Here is a 20458-nt window from a genome sequence, read left to right on the forward strand (position 1 = left end):
TTTATTTTTAGATATTTTTGCTAAAACGTTTTACTTTAAATTTATGAGTATAAAAAAGGGTTTTAAATTGCCCTATCTTTTATTATTGGTAGTTATAATTAGTATAGGCTTTGTTTTAAGCTATAATTCCTCTATAAAAAAATTAAATTACAATCAATTTAACGTTAAAGAACTTAGCGCAGAAAATGTTGTGATTCCTTATATAAAAAGTAAGCATAGGCTTCCAGACTATTACATTACTAAGAATAAAGCTAGAGAAATGGGTTGGAATGCCAATCAAGGAAATCTTTGCAGTAAAATTCCAGGAAAAATAATTGGGGGAGATCTATTTAAGAATAGAGAAAATTTACTTCCTAATAAAAAAGGAAGAGTATGGTTTGAAGCAGATTTAAATTATAATTGTGGATCTAGAGGAAAAGATCGTGTAATATTTTCTAATGATGGATTAATTTTTGTAACCTACAATCACTATAAAAGTTTTGAAAAAAGATGAAAACGGTAATTTTTGACTTTAATGATATTGAGAATTTATCTATTTTTTATAGGCGCTTTCAAAAAGAATTTAAATTAAATTCAACCATGGCTAATAATTTAGATAGTTTATGGGATGCCTTAACTGGTTATATTGAAATCCCAGTAAAAATTGAATTTATTAATTTAACCTTATTTAAATTGGATAAGTTTTCTAGATTAATAACTTTATTTGAAGAGGCTGAAGAAGAAACAGATCATAAAATTTCATTTACTTATTTTATTTCAAACTCAAACATTTAAGACTCATATTTACACATTACAAAAACTTTGGATCTGTGCAGGACAAAAAAATAGTTGTTATACCTACTTATAATGAAGCTGAAAATATTAAAGACCTCTTACTTTGCGTAATTCATTTAAAGCAAGACTTTGACATTCTGGTAGTGGATGATTCTTCTCCCGATGGCACTTCAAACATAGTTCAAGAAATGCAAAAAGAATATCCAAATCAAATTTTTCTTACTATACGGAAACAAAAGGAAGGATTGGGCAAAGCATATATTCATGGATTTCAATGGGCATTAAAATATAAATACGATTATATTTTTGAAATGGATGCTGACTTCTCGCATAATCCTAAAGATTTATCAAGACTTTATGAAGCTTGCAAAGCTGGCGCTGATTTAGCAGTAGGTTCTAGATATTCACAAGGTGTAAATGTTGTTAATTGGCCAATGAACCGTGTACTGCTATCTTTTTTCGCTTCTAAATATGTAAGGTTTATTACAGGACTTCCCATACATGATTCAACGGCTGGATTTGTTTGTTATTCTAAAAGAGTATTGGAAAATTTACCGCTTGATCAAATTAAACTTGTGGGTTATGGTTTTCAAATTGAAATGAAATTTAGAACCTATTGTAAAAAATTTAAAATTGTTGAAGTACCTATTATTTTTACAGATAGAACCAAAGGAGAATCTAAGATGAGTGGTGCTATTATAAATGAAGCAGTTTTTGGGGTTATAAAAATGAAATTAATGGCTTTATTGGGAAAATTATGAGAAGATTTTTTTTTCTAATACTATTTTGTTTGGTTATTCTTTCCTGCCAACAAACCGTAAAGAAACCTAAAAACTTACTTTCTAAGGAAGAAATGATTTCTATACTTACAGATATTTATCTTTATAAACAAAACATAAATAGTTCTGTACCATTAGATAAAGATAAAACTTTTGAAACCTATGTTTCCATCTTTAAAATTAATAATACTTCTAAAGAGCAATTTCAGGAAAGTTACCAATACTACTACGTTAATTCAACTACTTTACAAAACATTTACGAAGAAGTACTAAAGAATTTAAAAAATAAATTGGACAAAAACCAACAATCATTGTTAAAATATTAAATAAACTACTAGGTCTACTTTATTCAAATTATAATATTTTATTAACACAGTTGTTTGTTTTAATTTACTAACTTTAATCTATAAATTATTAAGAATATGGAATATAGAAAAATAGGAAATTCAGATCTTCAACTGTCTGTTATTACTTTTGGAGCTTGGGCAGCTGGCGGATGGATGTGGGGAGGCACTGAAAGAAATGATGCTGTAAATGCAATTAAAGCCGGTTATGAGGTAGGAATAACCTCTATCGATACTGCTCCTATTTATGGGCAGGGTACAAGTGAAGAAATTGTAGGTGAAGCTATTAAAGATATACCTAGGGAAAAAATTCAGATTCTAACAAAATTTGGTATGCGTTGGGACCTTGCAAAAGGTGATTTTGCTATGCATAGCCAAGACAATTCCGGTAAAAATATTGATATTTATAAATACGCTGGAAAGGAGAGCATTATTTATGAATGCGAACAAAGCTTAAAACGATTGGGTACTGATTATATAGATTTATATCAAATCCACTGGCCAGAATCTTCTACACCTATTGAAGAAAGTTTTGAAGCGGTGGCTCGTTTGATTGAACAAGGAAAGGTGCGATACGCTGGTGTATGTAACTACACAGCCCAACAAATGGAAGAAGCCAATAAAGCATGCAAAATTATCTCTAACCAAGCACCTTACAGCATGCTAAATCGGAAAATTGAAGCCGAAGTTGTACCTTATTGCCTAAAAAATAATTTTGGAATATTAGCATACAGCCCTTTGGAAAGAGGCTTACTCACTGGAAAAATTCAACCCAACCATGTTTTTGCTAAAGGAGATGCCAGAAGCGAAATGAAAGTTTATCAACCCGAAAGCATCAAAAAAGTTAATGATTTTCTACTTAAGATAAAACCTATTGCTGATGATCTTGGTGCTACACTGGGGCAATTGGTTCTTAAATGGACACTTGAACAACCCGCTATAACCATAGCTCTTGCTGGAGCAAGGAATGTAGAACAAACTTTACAAAATGCTAAAGCCTCCAATCTTCAATTGTCTCAAGAACAAATACAGTTCATTAATTCAGAATTATCATCTATATAATTAAAATGGAAAAATTACAAGGAAAAAAGGCTTTAATAACAGGAGGAAGTCGTGGCTTAGGCAAAGCGGTTGCATTAGCCTTATCTAAGGAAGGAGTTCAAGTTGCTATTACAGGCAGAAATGAATCTTCATTACAAGAAACGGTAAAAGAAATAGGCAATCATGCCACCTATTCGGTTTTTGATATTTCAAATCAACAAGATGTAAAAAATTCTTTAGAAAAACTGCAAGTTGATTTTGGCCCAATTGATATTTTAATCAACAATGCTGGAATATCTGCTTTTGGCGGGTTTTTAGAAATGACTGAAAAAGAATGGTTAGATATAATACATACCAATCTATTAGGAGTTTATTATGTATCTAAGGCTATACTACCATCTATGGTAGAAAGAAAATGCGGAGATATTATAAATGTCTCTTCAACCGCAGGATTAAAAGGAGGTGCTTCTACCTCTGCGTATAGCGTTTCTAAGGCTGGTTTAATTTCTCTTTCTGAATCTTTAATGTTTGAAATGAGAAAACACAATGTAAGAGTTACAACTCTTACACCTAGCACCATTGCTTCAGACATGTCAGTTAAAGATCTAAAAATTACAGATGGTAATCCAGAAAAGGTTTTACAACCGGAATATAATCGAAAAATCAAAAAGTACTAATTTTCAAATCAAAAAGTACTGAAAAAATTCATATAACATTACTCAATTAATATACAAAAAGCCTCAATTTTTGAGGCTTTTTTAGTGCTAATTATTTGGTAAAAAAGAAAATAAACCGTATCTATATAGAGTATCATGAAAGTGTAAGTCTACAGTTTTAAAGTACATTTAAGCCTAGTTTAAACATGGATTAAATATTTTGTTCTGGTCATCAAAAGTAACATAAGCCATAAAGTCCTCCCGATGGTTTTTACCTGAAACAGAGACTCTTTTAGTTTGGTATACATAGCTAAATCCAAATAAATTAAGTAACTCTATACTGTCTTTCTCTACCATATTAAAAAAGATAAAATCATTTTGTAACTGCTTCATTAGGTTAAGTAACTGAATAGTTTCACATAAGCCAAAGAAAGTCTCATTATTGTATTGTTTTTGTGCACTATTCAAATAGGGAGGATCTAAGACAATCAAGGTATTTCTATCCTCAGGCTGTACATATTTTTTTATAAAGTCTTTGTAATCCAAACTATCTAACTGTATGTTATTTAGGTTTTCATAAAAAAACCTATCCTGTTCGGTAGATAGTTCATTAGTGAAGTACTTAAAATCTTTTATATTTAAAACTCCAGAGCTTCTTTTAGCACTAAATACAAAATTTTTAGCCAGATATTTAAGCATGCTTTTATTATCTTGTATATCCACAATTAGCCTTTGCAGGCTTACTTGTTTATCTTTAGGTAGGTAGTTTTTAGATTTAACAAAACCTAAGTCTATTAATTTCTTTACTAACTGTTCTTTGTAGGTTAAATGCTTATCAAAATCTTTAAAATATTGGTCATAATCGTTAGCTACTGCCTCTTTTATAAGGTCGTGGTATTTAAGATTATTGGAGATACAACAACTACCTCCAAAGGGTTCTATTACTCTCTTATAATTCCTATCTTTTATTAATTCTTCAATTTCTTTTATTCTTCCTACTTTGGAGCCAGAAAAGGCTAATTTTAATAAGTTTTTTTTAGTTTCCATTTTTTTTAATTATAATATGTAATTTTGTATTCCTACGCAAAAGCAGAATACTACCAACGAAAGGCTTACTGCCCCCAGTTTGTGGAGTATTTTGCTTTACTTTTTTTGCGTAGGAACTTAAAAAGGAAACTGGGGGTTTTTTACCCTATTTCAAATATTATGGTTTGATGAAAATTGTACAAAGCACCTACAGGAGTACTCATTCCTGCGGAAGCTCCATCGGGTGGTGTTGTAAGCTCAAATAAGCCACTATCTGCCGTATTTTTAAAGGAAAGCCAAGCCATGTCTAATTTTCCATTTTTATCTCCATAACAAGCTATATCCATATATTCAATTACTTTTGAAAATTTTAATCCTCTAGGCAATTCTAATTTTATGGTTTTGTTAAGTGGGGGTTTATCGGAGAATTTAAAGCATCCTTTAAGTATTAGGGTTGCGGTTTTTCCATTTAAAAAAAGCTCTGGAAATATTTGAAAATTATCTTCGTTAAGGGAGTTATCTGAAGGCATTTCGCAAAGGAAATCCGAAAAAGAATAATAAATGATGTCGTTATTTTCGGTTGAGTTTTGGAGGCTTTTTACTCCAACTTTGCCCTCTGCATCTACTACTAACATTTTATTAGGCTCAAAGGCTTTTTCTCCTTCTGCTACCAATTTATCTGCATCGGGGGTATAGGTAAAGTTTAAAATATAAGTTCCTCCAAGGCTAAAAGTTCTTTGTGTAAAATGTCCCTTGATTAGTGGAGTAATAGCATAACTTCCTCCTTCAGAAGCTTTCCTTTGAGAATGAATGATTAAAGTATCACTAAAACTGCCATTACAGGGGGCAAAAGCACCAATTAATACATTGCAATCGCCGTTCGAGGCTTTGGTCATAGAGGCTATCCCGTGTCCTAACAAGGTGTTGTAGGATCCGGAGTATTTCCAATTTTGTCCACAAGCAGCGCCTACAAAAGTATTTCCATAGCCATTTATAGTGTATAAAGCACAGGAGTCACCAATATATACATTATTTCCTCCTTTTTTTACTATTCCTTTTCCGTCGGTAAAATCTTCCCCGGTATGACTATAACCTGACAACCCGATAAAAGTATCTCTATTTAAATAGATTGCATTTGCTCCGGCGTAGGGGCCTACCAAAGTAGAATTCATGGAAGAAACTGCTTTTTGTGCTGCTAAATAACCTACAGCTAGGTTGGTATCTCCTGTTTCAAGCTTATTAAAGGCTTGGTGTCCTAAAGCTACATTTTGATAGCTAGATTTATTGTTTTCTAAAGCCCCTTGTCCAAATTTGGTATTTTTTAAAGCACTATCAGCCCCTAAAGTAGCTCCCTGTACGGTTATTTCTTTATCGGTGGTATTGCCTTGGTCGGTCACGCTTTGTAAGTCTCCGCCTGCGGAATTTTCTACCAATTCTTTTATTTTATCAATGGAATAGGTATTAACGCTTCCTTCTTCTAACTCGTCATCAATTAATTCAGAAGGTTTTACTTGGTTGATTAATTCTTCTATTTTTTCAGAGGAATAGGTGGTTGTACTGCTTGCTTCCCTATCATCAATTAATGCTTCAATATAGGATTGTAAAGCATCCACAATGGTTCTATCCGCTTTACTTTCTAATTCTTCTAGTAAGGTATTTACCTGTTCTGTATCGGCTTTATTTGCTAATATGTTATTAATATCTTCTATTATGTCAATAGGTATTTTTTCATCTTTGTGCCAATAGCTATCCATCCATGCCCAAAATTGTTCTTGGGTGGGTTTTTCGTTATTTTTAAACCAATTTTTTAAAGTGCTTTTATCGGTTATTTCTGCCATTTTATTTTTTTTAGTTATCCTACAAATTCAATAAAGTAAACCACGCGATAGGGATTCATTATACTAAAGGGTTGGGAACCTCCGGTATATCCGGTATATCCTCCGGTTTTATTGTATCCTGATAAATATTTAGCTTTTCCGTCGGAATAAATAGGGTCACCGGAAGTACCTTCGTGTGTATGTGCGGGCATTTCTGCGATGCTTAGGCTCTTCTTTTTTAATCCACCTGTTTTGCCTAGAGGATAAAAGTCGGCATCATTAGGATTTAAACCAATGGGTATGCGCCCGCGCCAGTCGGTTACTTCTCGCCATCCCATAGGTATTTCATTGGCTGGTTTATTCCAAAAAACCATAGCGCCTCCCGTTTGAAATACAGCATTTTTTTTCTCTAAAGTAGCCACCCGAATAGTTAATTGTTCTAAAAGGGTTTTAAAGGTATCCTCCAGTTTATTTAAAACAGGAACTCTTTTAAAATCTGCCCACTTATAAGAGGTTGCTCCAGTGCCAAAGCTTATGTATCTTTTATTTAGAACGGCTTTAGCTTCTCCATTTTCAAATTCTTTGGCTATTTTCTCTTCAAAGAGGGTAACATTTTCCTGTTTTATTCCTGCTTTAAATTCAAAGATTTCATTTTCGATCTGAACTACTCCATCGGTTATTTGACTACCTTTTTCCTGACAACCGGAAATAATGGAAAGATTTCCGGTCATTGCCCCTAAGCCATTCAGCAAGGAGGCAAAGGCTTGTTGTATGTCGTCCAAGCGGTTAGTGGTTAGGGGATAACCGCCTGCATTGTTATATTCTAATTTATTCATTTTTAAAGGTATTCTAAGGGTTCAATTCTATATCTTTTACTAGCCAGTTTATAGTAGTCTATGAGGGCATTCATTTCGTAATTGTTTTCGTCTAAAAGTTCAGCAGGAGCCAATACTAAGAAGTCGGCGCCGTTGTCTTCAAAATCAACATCGCGCCGTAGGTACATTGTGCCTAAGTACTTTTCTTTTTTTTCTGCTTCTGTATATATATACTGCGATTTATATCGTTGCGATCCCGTTATAATAATTCTTCTTTGAATTGGGTCAAAGCGATCGTTTAAAACTTTTCGTAAATAGCATACCTGCCCGGTATGTTGGAGTTTATAAAGGCTGTTGTTCCTTAGTTTCTGCCAATTATACAGGGTAGTTTCTAAGGGCTTTAGCAAACTAATCAGATAACTTATAGAAAAATTATTTCGTAAGCCCGGGGGCATAGTTAAAACTGCCAATTTTTTAAGGTTTGGGTTATACCACATAATTTATATTTATTAGGTTTTTGCCTTCCGTATCTTCCGTAGTGAAATAACCGCTCTCGGGAATTACCGACATTTCGATGATTTGAGGAGTGTTGTATTTCCCAGTGGTTGGGTCTAGCCAAGCCGAAGCGGCATAGGTTATTTTTATATCGGTCACTCCGGTAGTTAGTTGCAATTGGTCGGTTAGCTTGGAAAGTTGCAGCTCTCCATTAAAGGGCAATTCTTTTAAAAACTGACGAATGGTTGCTTCTACCGGGCGAATAATTCCATTAACCGGAGCTATGGCATTGCCCTGGGCATCCAAAACCAAGGGGTCTCTTCGGATGGTTATGTATAAGCTTAGTTCATCGGGTAAGTAATTAATAACTGTAACTGCCACCCCAGCATATTTAATTTCTTCTAAATAATAGGTAAAGGCTTCCAATTCTGCTTCGTTAATAGGGGTTAGTTTATCCCCGGTTTCGGTGGCAATTTTTATAATCAATCGGCTTTGAGTAGTGGCTTCGGTAACCGCAGAATATTTAATGATTTTGGAATTTTCGATTTCCTCTTCTGTATAATTCTCATTGTTGAAATCTTCGGAATCAGGCAACAAATCAAAGCCCAATTGAAAAGCAAGAGCTTTGTTTCTATACCATTTTAAGGAGCCTTTTTTTTGCTCGGCAATGGTGGTGTTTATTTCTTCTGTATGGGCATCAAAAAGCAACTCCAGGTTAAAAATAACATAGGCAACCACATAGGTAAATAATCGCCAAATAGACGCCTTGGAGTTGCTATTTAGTACCTTTAATGCTTCGTGTTTTTCTTTTTCCTCTAGTATAGAGTTCTGTATTTCTGTAATTGTTCGTGCCATATTATGATTTTGCTTTTGCCATGAAGTTTATATTAATGATCATTTCGCCTATTCCATCCTGATCAAAAGGCAGCATAAAATCATCGGTTACCGAAGTGGCAGGAAATAAGCCTTTTTGTTGGTAATAGGAGGCGATATCCGAGTTTTTGTATTTACTTTTCTCAGGTAGTATTAACTTTTCTCCGGCGGTTAACTCATCGGTTAGGCTTCTTTGGTTGGTAAAGGCTATTGCAAAGGCTGCTTCGGTGGTACCTAAATACTGCACTGCCAAGTCTAAAAAAGACTGGTTATTTAGTACGGTTACTGTCATCTTTTAATTGGTTTTCCAGTTCTTTAATTCTTTTTTTTAGTTCGCTGTTTTCACGCTCCAACATTGTTATTTTGCTTTTTAGCATGGCTATTTCATCTTGTAAAAGTTTTTCTTTTCCGGTATATAACTGTTCAATATCCAGGTATTTTTTTTCATAGCGAGCGGAAAGGTCATCCAGTAAGCTTTTGTAGTAGTCAGCAAATTTTATTTCGTTATCTATTTCAGCCGATTTTAACTCTACATTCTGCTTTCTTCTTCCAAATAACCAACCGCCAATTCCAGCGATAACAACACTTAAAAATTCGCCCAGGTAAGAGGTTAAAAATTCTTTCATATGGTGGTTTTTATGGTGGTTTGTATTTTATTTTTTAGTTCTGCATATTCTTTATTATCTAGGGAAAGTTGCAATTTTACCCGCTTTTCTATATCTAACTTAGAGGCTTTACTGTTTACCAGCTGGTATAAATTCGCTCCTATTATTGGGTGTTCTTTCCATTCGCCCTGGTTGCTTTCCAATAGTAAGGCAATTTCCTGCATTTCACTTTCTCCGATTCTAAAATCACCATTGAGCACTTGTATTCGGCGGGTTTCATCTAATAAAATATCTTTCATTTTTTAAACTACTTTTCCATTTTGCAAGGCTCCTCCGTTGGGAGGACATATTCCTTGCACTTTTCCGCTTTTCACATATTTTTCTATCGCATCCGCCAGTTTTTGAACGGCTTCTTCTGTATTGCTTTTGCCCTCATTATTTAAGTTCATCAGGGCTTTTAAATCTTCTATTAATCCTGCTTTATCTAACATGGTTTTTAAATTATTTTAAAAGGGTGTTTAAACGTTGTTTAATGGTTCCGGTTACCTCTTGTTTGATTTTTGCAATTACCGGAGTGTTGGGGCTGGTACCTATGGCTACTTTTATTTTATTGATTTCATCGGCTAATTTTCCAAATTGTTCGATGTAATCGCCTAGGATTTGGTATAAATTTTCGCCCTGGCTGGAAAGCTGAAAACCTTCGGGATTTATCACCCATTGACTGCTGCCTGAGGTATAAACCACTTCTTCCACTTGTTCACTATCCAGCAAAAAAGTAAGAGGAGTTTGGTTTTCTATTACCCCCAATAAAACCGGGCTACCTACTTTGGGTTTTACCTGTAAACTCCCTAAGCCTAACAGAACCTTATAAAATGGCAGTTCGTTTGATACTCCAATCGCTGTCATCGTTTTATTTTCCCAATCTACCTCTTGAGTAATAGCCCAATAGGTTTGAATAGGTACTAAAGCTCCTGCCTGTATTTTTAAAAGGCTCCTTAGTTCTGCTTTGGGGTTTTGTCTATTCTCTATTTTCATTTCTTTTCTCCTATTTGAAATCCTAATTTAATATCCTGTCTGTAGCCGGATTTGGAGAAACTTTTATTTACTCCTTCAATGCCGAAAGTGCCATTTCTCTCTTCATAGAGATTGCTTACTAATTTTACTTTTTGTCCGAATTGTACGGAAGGGATTCCCAAGGCGGTAAAGCTTCCCTCCATGCCATCCTGTTTAAAGCGGTCGTAGTCTTTTTTTACCAGAATTTCCAAGTCTTTTTTGGTAATACCAGGGTTATAATAGGTTAAGGTATTTACCGTTCCGTCATAATCGCCGTATTCTACTTCTATTTTTTTACCTTTTCCCAGATTGCACACTCCTTTAATTTTTATTCGGATGTCTTCTTTACGTCGGTAATTTAACTGCTGGTCTACGCAATTGCGTTCTAAATGAAAAAGTACCGGTTTTGTATTCGTTTGAGTTTGGTAAATAGAACCTACTTCCAGCACGGGTTTACCATCAACCAAACGAAAATAGCTATGGATATTCCAATCGGTTTTTAGTTTGTCTAAGACTGCCCCTAAATTGGTTTTGGAAAACATAACCTGTCCTAATTGAGCATCGTAGGTAATGTTTACGATGTATTCGGGGTTGGGTAGTAATTTTTCTATTAACTTTTTTAGAGTAATCCCCGGACTGGAAAAGTTTACCTCCTTTTTCTTTAGGTTATACATTTCGTCTTCCAGTTTAATGCTAATCGGAAAATCGGCACTTACCTGAGTAATGTAGCCTATAAACTCTAAGGTTAAAGCCCCATTGTAGCCTAAGTAAATTTCTACTTTATCGCCTTTTCTGAAAACCTCCTTTATTTTATTACGATCAAAATATTTAACCTTTCGGGCAATGATGATTTCCGAATTTTGCGTTAAGTTGGTGTAAGAGGTTTCGATTTGTACTTCGGACACCGTGTAAAGGGTTAGCTTTTCTCTACGACTATCATTAGGAAAAAATATTAATTTACAATTCATGGCTAGCGTCATTCGGATAGTGTTTTTTCGGTTAATACTAATTCCAAGGCTTCGTCTGAGGAGGCTGTAATAGTAAAAGGTATCGTTCCCGGCTCTGCTTCCAACTGCCCTAGTTCTATGCTTTCTATGGCTAAGCGGTGAATGTTTTTGGAGGTAAAAAGTATTCCGTCTACCTCGATGGAATCTGCTAACTCCTCAAATTTTAATAGATTTTCTATCTGATCCTGGGCTTTCTTATTGGGTTCGTCCATAGCATATCCCCGAAAACTGATAACCCAATCATCCATGCCGTAAATTTCTTTTACTGTACCATTAGCCCCCAACATATCGGTTTTGATGATGTTTTTTGCTCTTCTGAATTCTATCAATGTAACCAGCGGAAGCTGAAAATCGGGTAGGCTTATACTGGTTAACTCTCCATTTGCTTTGTATTTTCTGTATTCACCTGCTTTAAAAGTGGTAGGGGCTACAATGGGAGTACCTAAATAGCTCAGTTTTAAGATTTCCTCTTCCTCTTTTAGCGTTACATCGGGGAATATTATTTCCGCAGGCAGTTGTTTATTTAACCGATAGGGAAAATAGATCGGCAGATTGTACCCGAATAATTTTTGTAAGGCTTTTGATACATAATAACGTGCGTCCATCTTTTTTCTTTTAAATAGTTGCTAATCCATCGCGTAAGCCGTCATTGATTTGGGTAATCACTTTGTCGGCAAAGCTTCTGTCGTCCGAAGAATTTCCGCGAGTAAAATAGTTGTTGATGGTTAGATTTTGTGTAATGGTTTTGCCTCCTCCGGAGCCTCCACTAATTCTTAATCCATTTTTTGAATTACTGCCCTTTTTGTCCCCTTTTTTGTTTCCTCCTCCGGAAAAAGAAGAACTATAATCATCCAGGGTTGGGGTTAGTGGATCCGCGGTGATTTTTTCTACTATTCCTTTTTGTGGTCGTAAACCATTTTTTAACCGATCTGCTTGTATGTCTTGACGTATAAGGTTTTGTAAATCTCTTTCCTTGTTTTCTTTGGTTTCCTTAGCCGCGTCATATTTAGAAAATACTCCTAGGTTAACAATATCTAAAACCACATGTCCTGCTTGTGCTATTTTACTTTTTCTATCAATTTCATCACTCCATTTCTTCTCCTCTAATTTTGCGAGTTCAACCTCTTCTGCTGTTTTTGCGATTAATTTTTTTCTGCCTTCTGTTAAGGCATTATTATAAATTTCCTGGGTTAGTTGTTCGGTGGTTCTTCGCAATTGATCGGTAAGAATAATTCCGTTTTGTAAAGAGGATTGATATCGGGCATCTTCTTTGATTAATTCCCCCAGGGCTTTTTTACGTTCTACTAACGAGATTCTTTCATCGGTAGCTACTCGGGTAAGGTTTTTTAGTTTGGTAATGCGTTCGTTGGTGGTTTGAATAGCATATTTATTCAACTCTTCGTTGACGCGCATTACAGACGCTTGTTGTTTAAAGGCTTCGGTGCTTTCTATGGTGTCTTTTCGTATTTTATAAACCATGGCTCCCAAGGCAGCTATAGAAGCGATAACCGCCCCAATAGGATTGGCAACCATTACTAGATTCCATGCCCGTTGGGCTAGGGCTGCCGACTTGGTGGCTATGGTTTGTACTACAGTTACCCGCCCTAAGGTTTGCACCAAAGAAATAACCCCCATAGTTTGAGTAGAAAATGAACCTAAAGTTTGTAAATAAGGCGCAAAAGTACCAACGGAAGTAGCTACCTTGCTTTGAATATCGGCAATAATGCCCTTTATTCCTGCTCCTGCCTGTTTTACCGAAGGAAGGTTTTCCAGGTTTAAGTCCATGGTAGATAAACCTAAAATAAACTCTTTGCCCGCATCTTCTCCGGCGGCTTTAAAAATATCGGCAAGTACTTTTTGTTGTGCCTGGGAAGAAGCTCCTTTCATCTTTTCCGAAATAAGCTTAGCTACATCCATGGTAGTTTTGCCCTTTAAGTCTTTTCCGGAAATACCAATACCCTGTAAGGCTTCTACCTGTGGTTTATCCATTTCCCGAAGGGCTAAATTCATTTCTTTAATGCTATCTATCGCCTTATCGGAATAAACGCCTTGTTTGTTTGCCTGAGCGATTAAAGCAATGGATTCACTGGCGGACAATCCCGCCTCTTTGAGCTGTTTGGGGTATTCTTTTAAAGAATCCAGCATTTCTTTGTTGATATTCCCGCCTTTTTCGTAGCCTTTTTGCATTAAGGCAAGCATTTCCTCATAAGAACCTCCCCAAGTGGTCTGCATGGAGTGTGCCGCCCGGGCAATATCCTCATCATTTTCGTTGAATACCACCCCTAGCTTATGCACCTTGCCGGTTAGATCATCCAAACCCTTACCTGAAATACCTGTCATTCGCTCTATTTCGGTACGTGTAGCTACAATAGGCTGGGTAAAATCCAACATGGAGGAAACCTTATCTATAATCTCCATGGTTTGGTTTACGCCGGTCATCATTCCGGTTAAGGAAGTAGGGCTTTTTTTAGAGTTGGTTATGTTCTCTAAATCTTTTTCCAGTGTTTGGGCGTCTTCTAAAGTTTCTTTTAACTGTTCTTGCAAGCTCTGTAAGGCTCTTTTGGATTCAGCCAAAGGCTTGGAAGCGTTTAGTTTTTGAGTGCCGGGTGCGGCTTTTTCGTAGGCTTTTTCTAACTCTTTTACCTGCTTCTCGTTTTCCTTAATTTGTTTTTCTAATTCCTTATGATGTTTTTTGGTATTGGTTAGTGCCTGTTGGGTTTGTTTTTCGGACATTACTATACGCTCGTTGCTTTTATCCACTACCTGTGCACACTCTTTCACGGACGCCATAATTTCTTTTACTGGCTTCGAGGCTCTGTCGATAATGGATAATATCCAAGAGGTTTCTTTGTCTGACATGGATTGGTTTTAGTTTTTCCCGTATAGGGTGTTTACGATGTGATATAAGGTATTTTTAATATTGATTTCTAAGGTTTCTAATTCCGCTTTTCGGTCTTCGGCTTCCAATTCGTATATATATCTGTATTCTTCTACTAATTTTGCCCAGTCTTTTAAAGGGAGATTATCGGGGTCTTTTATTCCATATTTCAGGCGCAGGATGGCATTCCATTTCCGAAACTCAAAGCCCTTATCTTCGGGCAATAACCGATAAAGGCTTAAAGCTTTTTTGCTTCGGACTTGTAATTGCCTACTTCGTCTTTAATATGGGCTAAAAGAGTGGTGTATACTTTGCCATTTTTTTCGATGAGTTCCAAGTCTCCGTATACTACACAGTTATTAATTAACACTTTTGATACTTCTGCGGTGTTAGTTTTTTCGTCTGAAATAATATCTATAACTGTGCGGGTGGGAGGCTTAATTATATACGTTTTTTTATTTCCTTCTACCTCAATATTTACTTGGGTTAGAAAGTCGCCATGTCGGGCTTTTAAATCTTGGATTTCTGCTTCGGTTATCATATATTTATTTTTTAAATTACTATATCCCAACCAATGTGGGTTATGATCAACGTATACTGAATGGAAATCGTTCCATCCTCGTTGGTTATTTCTACCCCATCGTTGGTAAATTCAGCGTTGTATACGCGGTCTCTTTGAATGTAACCACTTGGGCGAGCATATTCTACCGTTATATCGAACATAGCGATATCTTGTATTCTTGCCCCCGGTACCAAAGCCGCTTTAAGGGCATCTACTTCCTCTTTGTATAGGGTAATGCTTGCTTCCGCTGAATACTTTTTATACCCGCGTCCTACCGGCATACGCCCAGCACCGTATGCATTTACTTTTTCGTGGTTGTCTTTGTAGGTAAGGGAGGTTATCCCCACTACGTCGCGACCTAAAAGATTGACGGTTACGTTATTCCATCCGGTCATAACGCCGAAATTGTTTACTAAGTGATCTGCATTTGCCATCTTATTCTATATTATTGGTTAATCCTAAATCCACATCAAACTCATGAGCAATGTCGTCGGTTACTACTACCGCTCTTATTTTTACGGGATTGTCTTCGTTCACTACTTGGTTGTTATCTATGCGTACCTGATAGCCGGAAATATCATTGTTAATTACCATTTGCTCCAGAGCTTTGGAGGCGGCTCCATGCCATGTGGCAATGGTGGTAGATTTTATATAACCAGTGGAAGGGTCTTTTTTTACCTTTCCTTTTACATAGGGTAATAAGCTTTGTCTTATCGCTCTTTTGGCGGCATTCCATACCCGATTATTTTCAATGGTAGAAAAATCCGAGGCTTTTTCTATACAAGTGGTAGAAGCGGAAAAAAATAAACCGGCAAAACCTTCGTAACCGGCTATAAATACATAGCCTTTTTGTTGAATGGTTTTTAAATGGGTTTTGCTTAACTCGCTCAAAGGAGTTCCGTCGCTTAATGCAGAGGACAACCAACGAGAAGAAGCACTATCGGTTAAAGGATAAGAGGTAGTAGCCCTGGAGTTGGCGGGTTTGTTTTCGATGTTTACCGATCCCATATTTTCAGATATTTTGCGAATTGCCAACATCCCTAAAGCCGAACCGATCGCACTATAATTTTTATAGGCTTCCTCTAAAGAAGCAACCGCGGGGTCTTGCCCTATAATTACCGTAATATTGGGGGCAGCTTTTTCTCTTAGGTTGGGTAAATCGTTTACTTTAAAAGTTTCGCCCGCCTTAGGTTTGCCTTCCAATAAAACAAAATCTAAATCGCGATTTTCTTTGGTAAATTCATCTACCAGGGTTTTTTGGATAGCATCTACATTTAGGGTTTCCAAAGTTTCCGAAAACCCGCAAAAGCCCAACCCTTTGATTTCGGAATTTTCCCGAATGGCTGGAATGATAACCTCTATGGCTTTTTCGATACTTTCGGAAGTAGTGGGAATAAAATAAACCACCGCCTCGGGAGCTAAGCGAAAAATTTCAGAAATATGATAATGCACCAATAACTTATTATTTGCATCAAAAGACTCATTAAACCCTTGGGCTTCCAAGTCTTCTATCTGCAATAATTGCAGGGCTTTGTTTTCTTTTATCTCAGGTAGTAAGGCTAAGGTTTCGGCGGAAATATAACCCACCAATCCTACATAAGAATCGGTAGTACCGTTACCACGCCCTAAGCCTCCTTGTAATTTGTTTACATTTACACCAGTTAGTTGTGCCATATTAGTTATTTAGGGTTTCTTTGTGTTTTTCTAAGGCTTCTATAAGAGTAGCTTGTTTTTGATTTTCTACTTCCAAGCCTAAGCCTTTTACCATATTTTTAAGCTCCGGGTAAATAAGTGTATTTACATCTTCCGTTGCTTTTAATTTTTCCGCCCAGTCTTCGTTGGCTTCTGCCGTAGTAGAGCCATCTTTAGGGAAAACATAAACGCTAAGTTCTTTTTTAGATCGGGCGTGTAATTCTGCTCGGTTTTTATCTAAAAAAAATTGTCCGTCGGAAGTTCCGTAGACTTCTTTTTGTTTGTATTGCTCCAGGAAGCTTTGGGCTTCCCTATTTAATTCTTCTTTGCTTTTCATATTTTCATTTTTATTAGTAAAACCCCTATTAGAAATACCACAGCCCCTCCGCCAATCCACGCCAAGCATTTAACTAAGAAAGGCACATAAGGCACTTTTTGTATCTGGGTTTCTGTTATTACTGTTTCCAGGGTTTCTTTTTGCAACTCCTGTTTTATTTTTGCTGCGATTTGTAGGGAATCGCATTCGCAATCGGCTACGATATTTCCATCTTTGTCTTTGTATAAACTTTGGGTTGCATTTTTGTTTTTAGATACCTGAGGTTTTTCGTTTAGATTTTCTACGGGAGTAGTTACAGAAGCTTTTGCTTTTTCCGTTACAAAAACCGTATCTCGGTATGTGGTAGTTTTTTCTACTATTAGGGTATTGGTTTCAGTTTTATGGCTCGGTTGGGGTTTACGTGAACCACAACCGAGAAAAATAAAACTGAATAGAGCTACTAAGGGTATTAGAACTTTCATCCTTTTTTTATTATTAATTCAAAGCCTTTGGGGGCTAAACCCAATAGTCTATTTAAGGCTACTTTAGAGTTTACCACATCTAAATAGCCATCTTTATTGATATCTGAATACGCAGTACCTACCAGTATACAGCCTTGTATGTCGGTGTAATAATTGCCTGCATGAATAAGAATGTAACTTCTTGGTTCGGTAGGCACGACATGAAAATGCTTTTTAAACTTAGCCGAAGTACGAGGGTTTACCTGGTAAATTCCCTCCGGAATACAACTTACTCTTAGTTGGTTGTTTTTCCAGGGAAGTTCTAAGGTTTTGCACTTATAAATTAGCTGGTTTTGGTTGTTATACAACTCCAGCTCGCCTAAGGTTTGCACCTTTTCAAACTTTGTACGGGTTATAACTGCTTTCATAATTATTATTTTTAAGCATCTTTACCGGACACTAAAGCGGCTTGTCCTTCGTCCTTAATTGCTACACAGATAAAATATAACCTAAAGCCTAAGGTATTTTTACGATATTCGGGATCTTCTTCTTCGGCGCGCATAAATCTTTTTACACTCCCTGTTGCTTTAGCAGCATTGTTTTTAAAGAAAGCAATTGAAGCGGTTCGCCCAGTATTCAGGCTCTCAAAGGGTAATTTTTCTAAATTATCATTGTATTCGGGAGTATCTAAAGATTCGTAGGTAGTAAAACCATAGTAGGATTTTGATATCACCCCATCTATGGCATTTTGGTACCGGGTTTGAAAATTTCTATCTTCCTCTAGTAAATCACCAACATGGTCGGTACATAAAACTAAAACTCTTCCTTTTTTAGGAACTCCTAGTTTATCCAGAGCTTTTTTAAGATTAATGACATCTTTGGAGGTTAGTTTTTTGCGTCCGTTTTCGTCTGCATCTCCAGTAGTTTCTAAAATAGGAGTTTGTGTGGTTTTTTTATCGGGCGAAATGGAATACAAGGCATGGGAAGCGGTTTTGTCTTCCAATTCTTCCCGGTGTTGTACCTGTACATCGCTCAACTTCTCATAGGATAAGGCGTACAGCTCATCAGCAGTAACTTCTGTATTTTCAGTTTCATATTTATTTAAAGATAGACTAACATAGTCATCCTCTCTTTTATTGGAAACAATGGGGTACACCTGATTATTAATTATAACATTGGGCGCGGTCCCTTGTTTAGGGATTCTAATAACATCATTTTCTAGCCATTTTTGTTTGGATTTTATTTCCTGTAACCAGGTATTTTCATGTCTGAATTTTTTGATCAGCTCTTTTTCTGCCACTTCGTTTTTTAGTTGTTTGCCTGCTAAGGGTAAACTCATGGCTGTTATAGCTGTTTCCTTATGGGAAGGTAAAGCGAATAAAAGGACAGCCACCAGCAAAAATGCCAGGCTAAAAATTAGGGTTTTGTTTTTCATGGGTTTTTATTAGGTTTTTAAGGTTTTTCTTTTTTAATAGCCGTAATACTCCTGGTTTAGTCGTAGGAAATTTTGAGGGTCTTTTACTTCCATTTCTGCTAAGGCTTTGGGGTCTTTTTCTATATAGTCATCCAACGTCCAGGAAGCGCGGGCAGCATTTATTTTTTGTTGTTGCTGTGGGTTTAGCTGAGAACTAAGAGCCTGAGGAGTAGGCAAGCTGCTAATAACTGCCTGGGTAGCATTAAAATCGGCTTCTGCTAAGATTTGGTAGGTTGCTTTTTGTTCAGCAGTAATTTTCTTGTCTAAGATTGCCTGATTTACTAAGGCTTCTGCATTTGTTTTTTTAAGAGCTTCGGCTTGAGCTTTGGTCTGCTCTGCCTGCTCTGCTTTTTGACGGTTGTCTGCAATTTTTTCTGCAATTTCTGCATCAGTAGCATCGGTGGCTAAGCCTAAGGAGGCTATGAGTTGTTTTCTATCCATGGTTGTTTTATTGGGTTTTTCTTTTATTAAATGTGGAATGTGTGGAGCTCCACATGCTTCAAGTATTGCCAGGCTTTCGGCAGTGACTTTTTCGGGTTCCTCTATAATACGGTCAATTAATCCTAAAGCTAAAGCCTCCTGTGCCGTCATCCAATAATCCCCATCTTTCCATAAGGCTTCGATTTCTTCTTCTGTTTTTTTCATTTTGGAAGCATAGGCTTTTTTATAGTCAGCAGTAGTATTGATTAGAAGCTTTAAGTCCGCTTGTATTTGGGTTACATTTCCATAAGTGCCTAACATCGGCTTATGGATCATGAATTGAGAGTTAGAAAAGGCAGAAGTGGGGTACTTAGCCACTAATTTAGTGGCGGCTGAGGCTGCTAATGCTCCGACGGTAAGGTTTACTTCTTCCAATTGATCTAGGGCGTTTTCAATTTCCGTCTCTTCGAATGTACTTCCCCCTTGTGAGTTTATATATACTTCTGCCTTTTTAACTCCTTGTTTTATTAGGTCTTCTACTATTTTTCTTACCACCGAAGAAGAACTGGTCTCAGAATATTCTGAAATTCTATCAGTTATTCTTATTTGTCCGATACTTTTTTCTACTGAGGCGGTTATCTGTAGTGTACTTTTCATTTACATTATAGTTCTGGCTTTGGATTATTAAAATTTGTTTTGCAAAATTCCGACAGAGCTAGCGCAATAGAAAAAAGCCATTCCAAAACGTCTGAAAATCTCCGACGTTTTATCCGTAAATCTTCGACGTTTTGGAATAGAAAAATGGTAATGAACTACCATTGAAAGACCTTTGCAATAGTAAAATTCAAGTATGGCAAAGGAAGCAGAAAAAAAACGAGCCTATGATTATTATGTAAACCAAGGTAAAACCGCCAAGGAAACGGCAGGACTTTCCGGAGTAACAGAAAAAACCATTGGCGAGTGGATAAAAAAAGGAAACTGGAAGGGATTACGACATACTAAGGCTAATTCTAAGGCAGAGAGACTTACCAATATTCAACAGATAATAGACTCTCTGGCAGAAGACCGCATACAGGTACAGCGAGATATATCCAGTGAATTAGAAAAAGAAGAGCCGAATAAAACCTACATCAATGATTTACGTCGGCAGGCAGTTTCCATATCGGACGAAATATCTAAATGGAATAAAACCCTTACCAATTTTGATAAGGAAAATAAAATTTCTTTATCGGTATACATTGAGGTAATGAATGACATTTTTGATAATCTAAAAAAATATGACCCGAAACTTTTTGCTTCTACGGTAGACTTTCAGGAGGAACACTTAAATACTATTTCAATTAAATACTAATATAAAAACCTTTTAAACC

At 36.3% G+C, this 20458-nt stretch carries 29 protein-coding genes; 7 read left to right on the top strand and 22 right to left on the bottom strand.

Annotated elements, in window-relative coordinates; genetic code table 11:
- Positions 1-43 precede the first annotated feature (43 nt).
- From ETU08_RS01660 to ETU08_RS01685, 6 genes are all read left to right on the top strand, one after another.
- Positions 44-493 carry a ribonuclease domain-containing protein gene (locus tag ETU08_RS01660; RefSeq protein ID WP_146261275.1) on the top strand — a complete coding sequence of 150 codons (450 nt, stop codon included), beginning with the start codon at positions 44-46 and terminating at the stop codon, positions 491-493.
- On the top strand, positions 490-774 hold the full coding sequence (locus ETU08_RS01665; protein WP_146261276.1) for a barstar family protein: 285 nt from the start codon (positions 490-492) through the stop codon (positions 772-774). The genes ETU08_RS01660 and ETU08_RS01665 overlap by 4 nt, the downstream gene beginning before the upstream one ends.
- A gap of 35 nt (positions 775-809) precedes the next feature.
- Complete coding sequence (locus ETU08_RS01670; RefSeq protein WP_146261277.1) at positions 810-1535, top strand: polyprenol monophosphomannose synthase; 726 nt, start codon at positions 810-812, stop codon at positions 1533-1535.
- On the top strand, positions 1532-1879 hold the full coding sequence (locus ETU08_RS01675) for a DUF4296 domain-containing protein (RefSeq protein ID WP_146261278.1): 348 nt from the start codon (positions 1532-1534) through the stop codon (positions 1877-1879). Before ETU08_RS01670 ends, ETU08_RS01675 begins: the two co-directional genes overlap by 4 nt.
- A gap of 96 nt (positions 1880-1975) precedes the next feature.
- Complete coding sequence (locus tag ETU08_RS01680; protein ID WP_146261279.1) at positions 1976-2959, top strand: aldo/keto reductase; 984 nt, start codon at positions 1976-1978, stop codon at positions 2957-2959.
- Between the two features lie 5 nt (positions 2960-2964).
- Positions 2965-3615, top strand: coding sequence for a 3-ketoacyl-ACP reductase (locus ETU08_RS01685; RefSeq protein ID WP_146261280.1), 651 nt, complete (start codon positions 2965-2967; stop codon positions 3613-3615).
- A gap of 174 nt (positions 3616-3789) precedes the next feature.
- On the opposite strand, the gene ETU08_RS01690 is transcribed toward ETU08_RS01685, so the two are convergent.
- From ETU08_RS01690 to ETU08_RS01795, 22 genes are all read right to left on the bottom strand, one after another.
- Positions 3790-4641, bottom strand: coding sequence for a DNA adenine methylase (locus tag ETU08_RS01690; RefSeq protein ID WP_146261281.1), 852 nt, complete (start codon positions 4639-4641; stop codon positions 3790-3792).
- Between the two features lie 140 nt (positions 4642-4781).
- Entirely contained in the window at positions 4782-6458 is a 1677-nt protein-coding gene (locus tag ETU08_RS01695) for a DUF445 domain-containing protein (protein WP_146261282.1), read from the bottom strand.
- A gap of 14 nt (positions 6459-6472) precedes the next feature.
- Positions 6473-7273, bottom strand: a complete 801-nt coding sequence (locus ETU08_RS01700) for a hypothetical protein (RefSeq protein ID WP_146261283.1) — start codon at positions 7271-7273, stop codon at positions 6473-6475.
- A 2-nt stretch (positions 7274-7275) separates the two neighbouring features.
- The gene (locus ETU08_RS01705) at positions 7276-7749 is read right to left on the bottom strand and encodes a hypothetical protein (protein WP_146261284.1); all 474 of its coding nucleotides are present in this window, start codon (positions 7747-7749) and stop codon (positions 7276-7278) included.
- Entirely contained in the window at positions 7739-8602 is an 864-nt protein-coding gene (locus tag ETU08_RS01710) for a nucleotidyltransferase (protein ID WP_146261285.1), read from the bottom strand. Before ETU08_RS01710 ends, ETU08_RS01705 begins: the two co-directional genes overlap by 11 nt.
- A 1-nt stretch (position 8603) precedes the next feature.
- Entirely contained in the window at positions 8604-8912 is a 309-nt protein-coding gene (locus tag ETU08_RS01715; protein WP_146261286.1) for a hypothetical protein, read from the bottom strand.
- The gene (locus tag ETU08_RS01720; RefSeq protein ID WP_146261287.1) at positions 8890-9246 is read right to left on the bottom strand and encodes a hypothetical protein; all 357 of its coding nucleotides are present in this window, start codon (positions 9244-9246) and stop codon (positions 8890-8892) included. The genes ETU08_RS01715 and ETU08_RS01720 overlap by 23 nt, the downstream gene beginning before the upstream one ends.
- Positions 9243-9524 (bottom strand): hypothetical protein, encoded by a 282-nt coding sequence (locus ETU08_RS01725; RefSeq protein ID WP_146261288.1) that lies wholly within the window; start codon positions 9522-9524, stop codon positions 9243-9245. The genes ETU08_RS01720 and ETU08_RS01725 overlap by 4 nt, the downstream gene beginning before the upstream one ends.
- 3 nt (positions 9525-9527) lie before the next feature.
- Entirely contained in the window at positions 9528-9716 is a 189-nt protein-coding gene (locus ETU08_RS01730) for a hypothetical protein (RefSeq protein ID WP_146261289.1), read from the bottom strand.
- Positions 9717-9726: 10 nt separating this feature from the next.
- Positions 9727-10260, bottom strand: coding sequence for a hypothetical protein (locus ETU08_RS01735; RefSeq protein WP_146261290.1), 534 nt, complete (start codon positions 10258-10260; stop codon positions 9727-9729).
- Entirely contained in the window at positions 10257-11258 is a 1002-nt protein-coding gene (locus tag ETU08_RS01740) for a hypothetical protein (protein ID WP_146261291.1), read from the bottom strand. Before ETU08_RS01740 ends, ETU08_RS01735 begins: the two co-directional genes overlap by 4 nt.
- Positions 11255-11890 carry a DUF6046 domain-containing protein gene (locus ETU08_RS01745; RefSeq protein ID WP_146261292.1) on the bottom strand — a complete coding sequence of 212 codons (636 nt, stop codon included), beginning with the start codon at positions 11888-11890 and terminating at the stop codon, positions 11255-11257. Before ETU08_RS01745 ends, ETU08_RS01740 begins: the two co-directional genes overlap by 4 nt.
- Before the next feature lie 10 nt (positions 11891-11900).
- On the bottom strand, positions 11901-14144 hold the full coding sequence (locus ETU08_RS01750; RefSeq protein WP_146261293.1) for a phage tail tape measure protein: 2244 nt from the start codon (positions 14142-14144) through the stop codon (positions 11901-11903).
- Positions 14145-14153: 9 nt separating this feature from the next.
- Entirely contained in the window at positions 14154-14387 is a 234-nt protein-coding gene (locus ETU08_RS01755; protein ID WP_146261294.1) for a hypothetical protein, read from the bottom strand.
- A gap of 14 nt (positions 14388-14401) precedes the next feature.
- A complete protein-coding gene (locus ETU08_RS01760) occupies positions 14402-14704 on the bottom strand; it encodes a hypothetical protein (RefSeq protein WP_146261295.1) in 303 nt (100 codons plus the stop codon).
- Positions 14705-14715: 11 nt separating this feature from the next.
- The gene (locus tag ETU08_RS01765; RefSeq protein ID WP_260390922.1) at positions 14716-15072 is read right to left on the bottom strand and encodes a hypothetical protein; all 357 of its coding nucleotides are present in this window, start codon (positions 15070-15072) and stop codon (positions 14716-14718) included.
- Between the two features lie 88 nt (positions 15073-15160).
- Positions 15161-16399 (bottom strand): DUF2586 family protein, encoded by a 1239-nt coding sequence (locus ETU08_RS01770; protein ID WP_146261297.1) that lies wholly within the window; start codon positions 16397-16399, stop codon positions 15161-15163.
- Between the two features lies 1 nt (position 16400).
- Positions 16401-16754, bottom strand: a complete 354-nt coding sequence (locus tag ETU08_RS01775) for a hypothetical protein (protein ID WP_146261298.1) — start codon at positions 16752-16754, stop codon at positions 16401-16403.
- The gene (locus ETU08_RS01780) at positions 16751-17215 is read right to left on the bottom strand and encodes a hypothetical protein (protein WP_146261299.1); all 465 of its coding nucleotides are present in this window, start codon (positions 17213-17215) and stop codon (positions 16751-16753) included. Before ETU08_RS01780 ends, ETU08_RS01775 begins: the two co-directional genes overlap by 4 nt.
- On the bottom strand, positions 17212-17622 hold the full coding sequence (locus ETU08_RS01785; RefSeq protein ID WP_146261300.1) for a DUF5675 family protein: 411 nt from the start codon (positions 17620-17622) through the stop codon (positions 17212-17214). Before ETU08_RS01785 ends, ETU08_RS01780 begins: the two co-directional genes overlap by 4 nt.
- 11 nt (positions 17623-17633) lie before the next feature.
- Positions 17634-18629: a hypothetical protein gene (locus ETU08_RS01790; RefSeq protein ID WP_146261301.1), complete on the bottom strand. Its 996-nt coding sequence runs from the start codon at positions 18627-18629 to the stop codon at positions 17634-17636.
- 33 nt (positions 18630-18662) lie between these two features.
- Positions 18663-19745 (bottom strand): ATP-dependent Clp protease proteolytic subunit, encoded by a 1083-nt coding sequence (locus tag ETU08_RS01795; RefSeq protein WP_146261302.1) that lies wholly within the window; start codon positions 19743-19745, stop codon positions 18663-18665.
- Positions 19746-19938: 193 nt separating this feature from the next.
- Between ETU08_RS01795 and ETU08_RS01800 the strand changes: the two genes are divergently transcribed.
- Positions 19939-20439 (top strand): hypothetical protein, encoded by a 501-nt coding sequence (locus tag ETU08_RS01800; protein ID WP_146261303.1) that lies wholly within the window; start codon positions 19939-19941, stop codon positions 20437-20439.
- Positions 20440-20458: the final 19 nt, after the last annotated feature.

It is taken from the genome of Apibacter muscae (assembly GCF_007845635.1).
GTDB classification, from domain to species: Bacteria; Bacteroidota; Bacteroidia; order Flavobacteriales; family Weeksellaceae; genus Apibacter; species Apibacter muscae.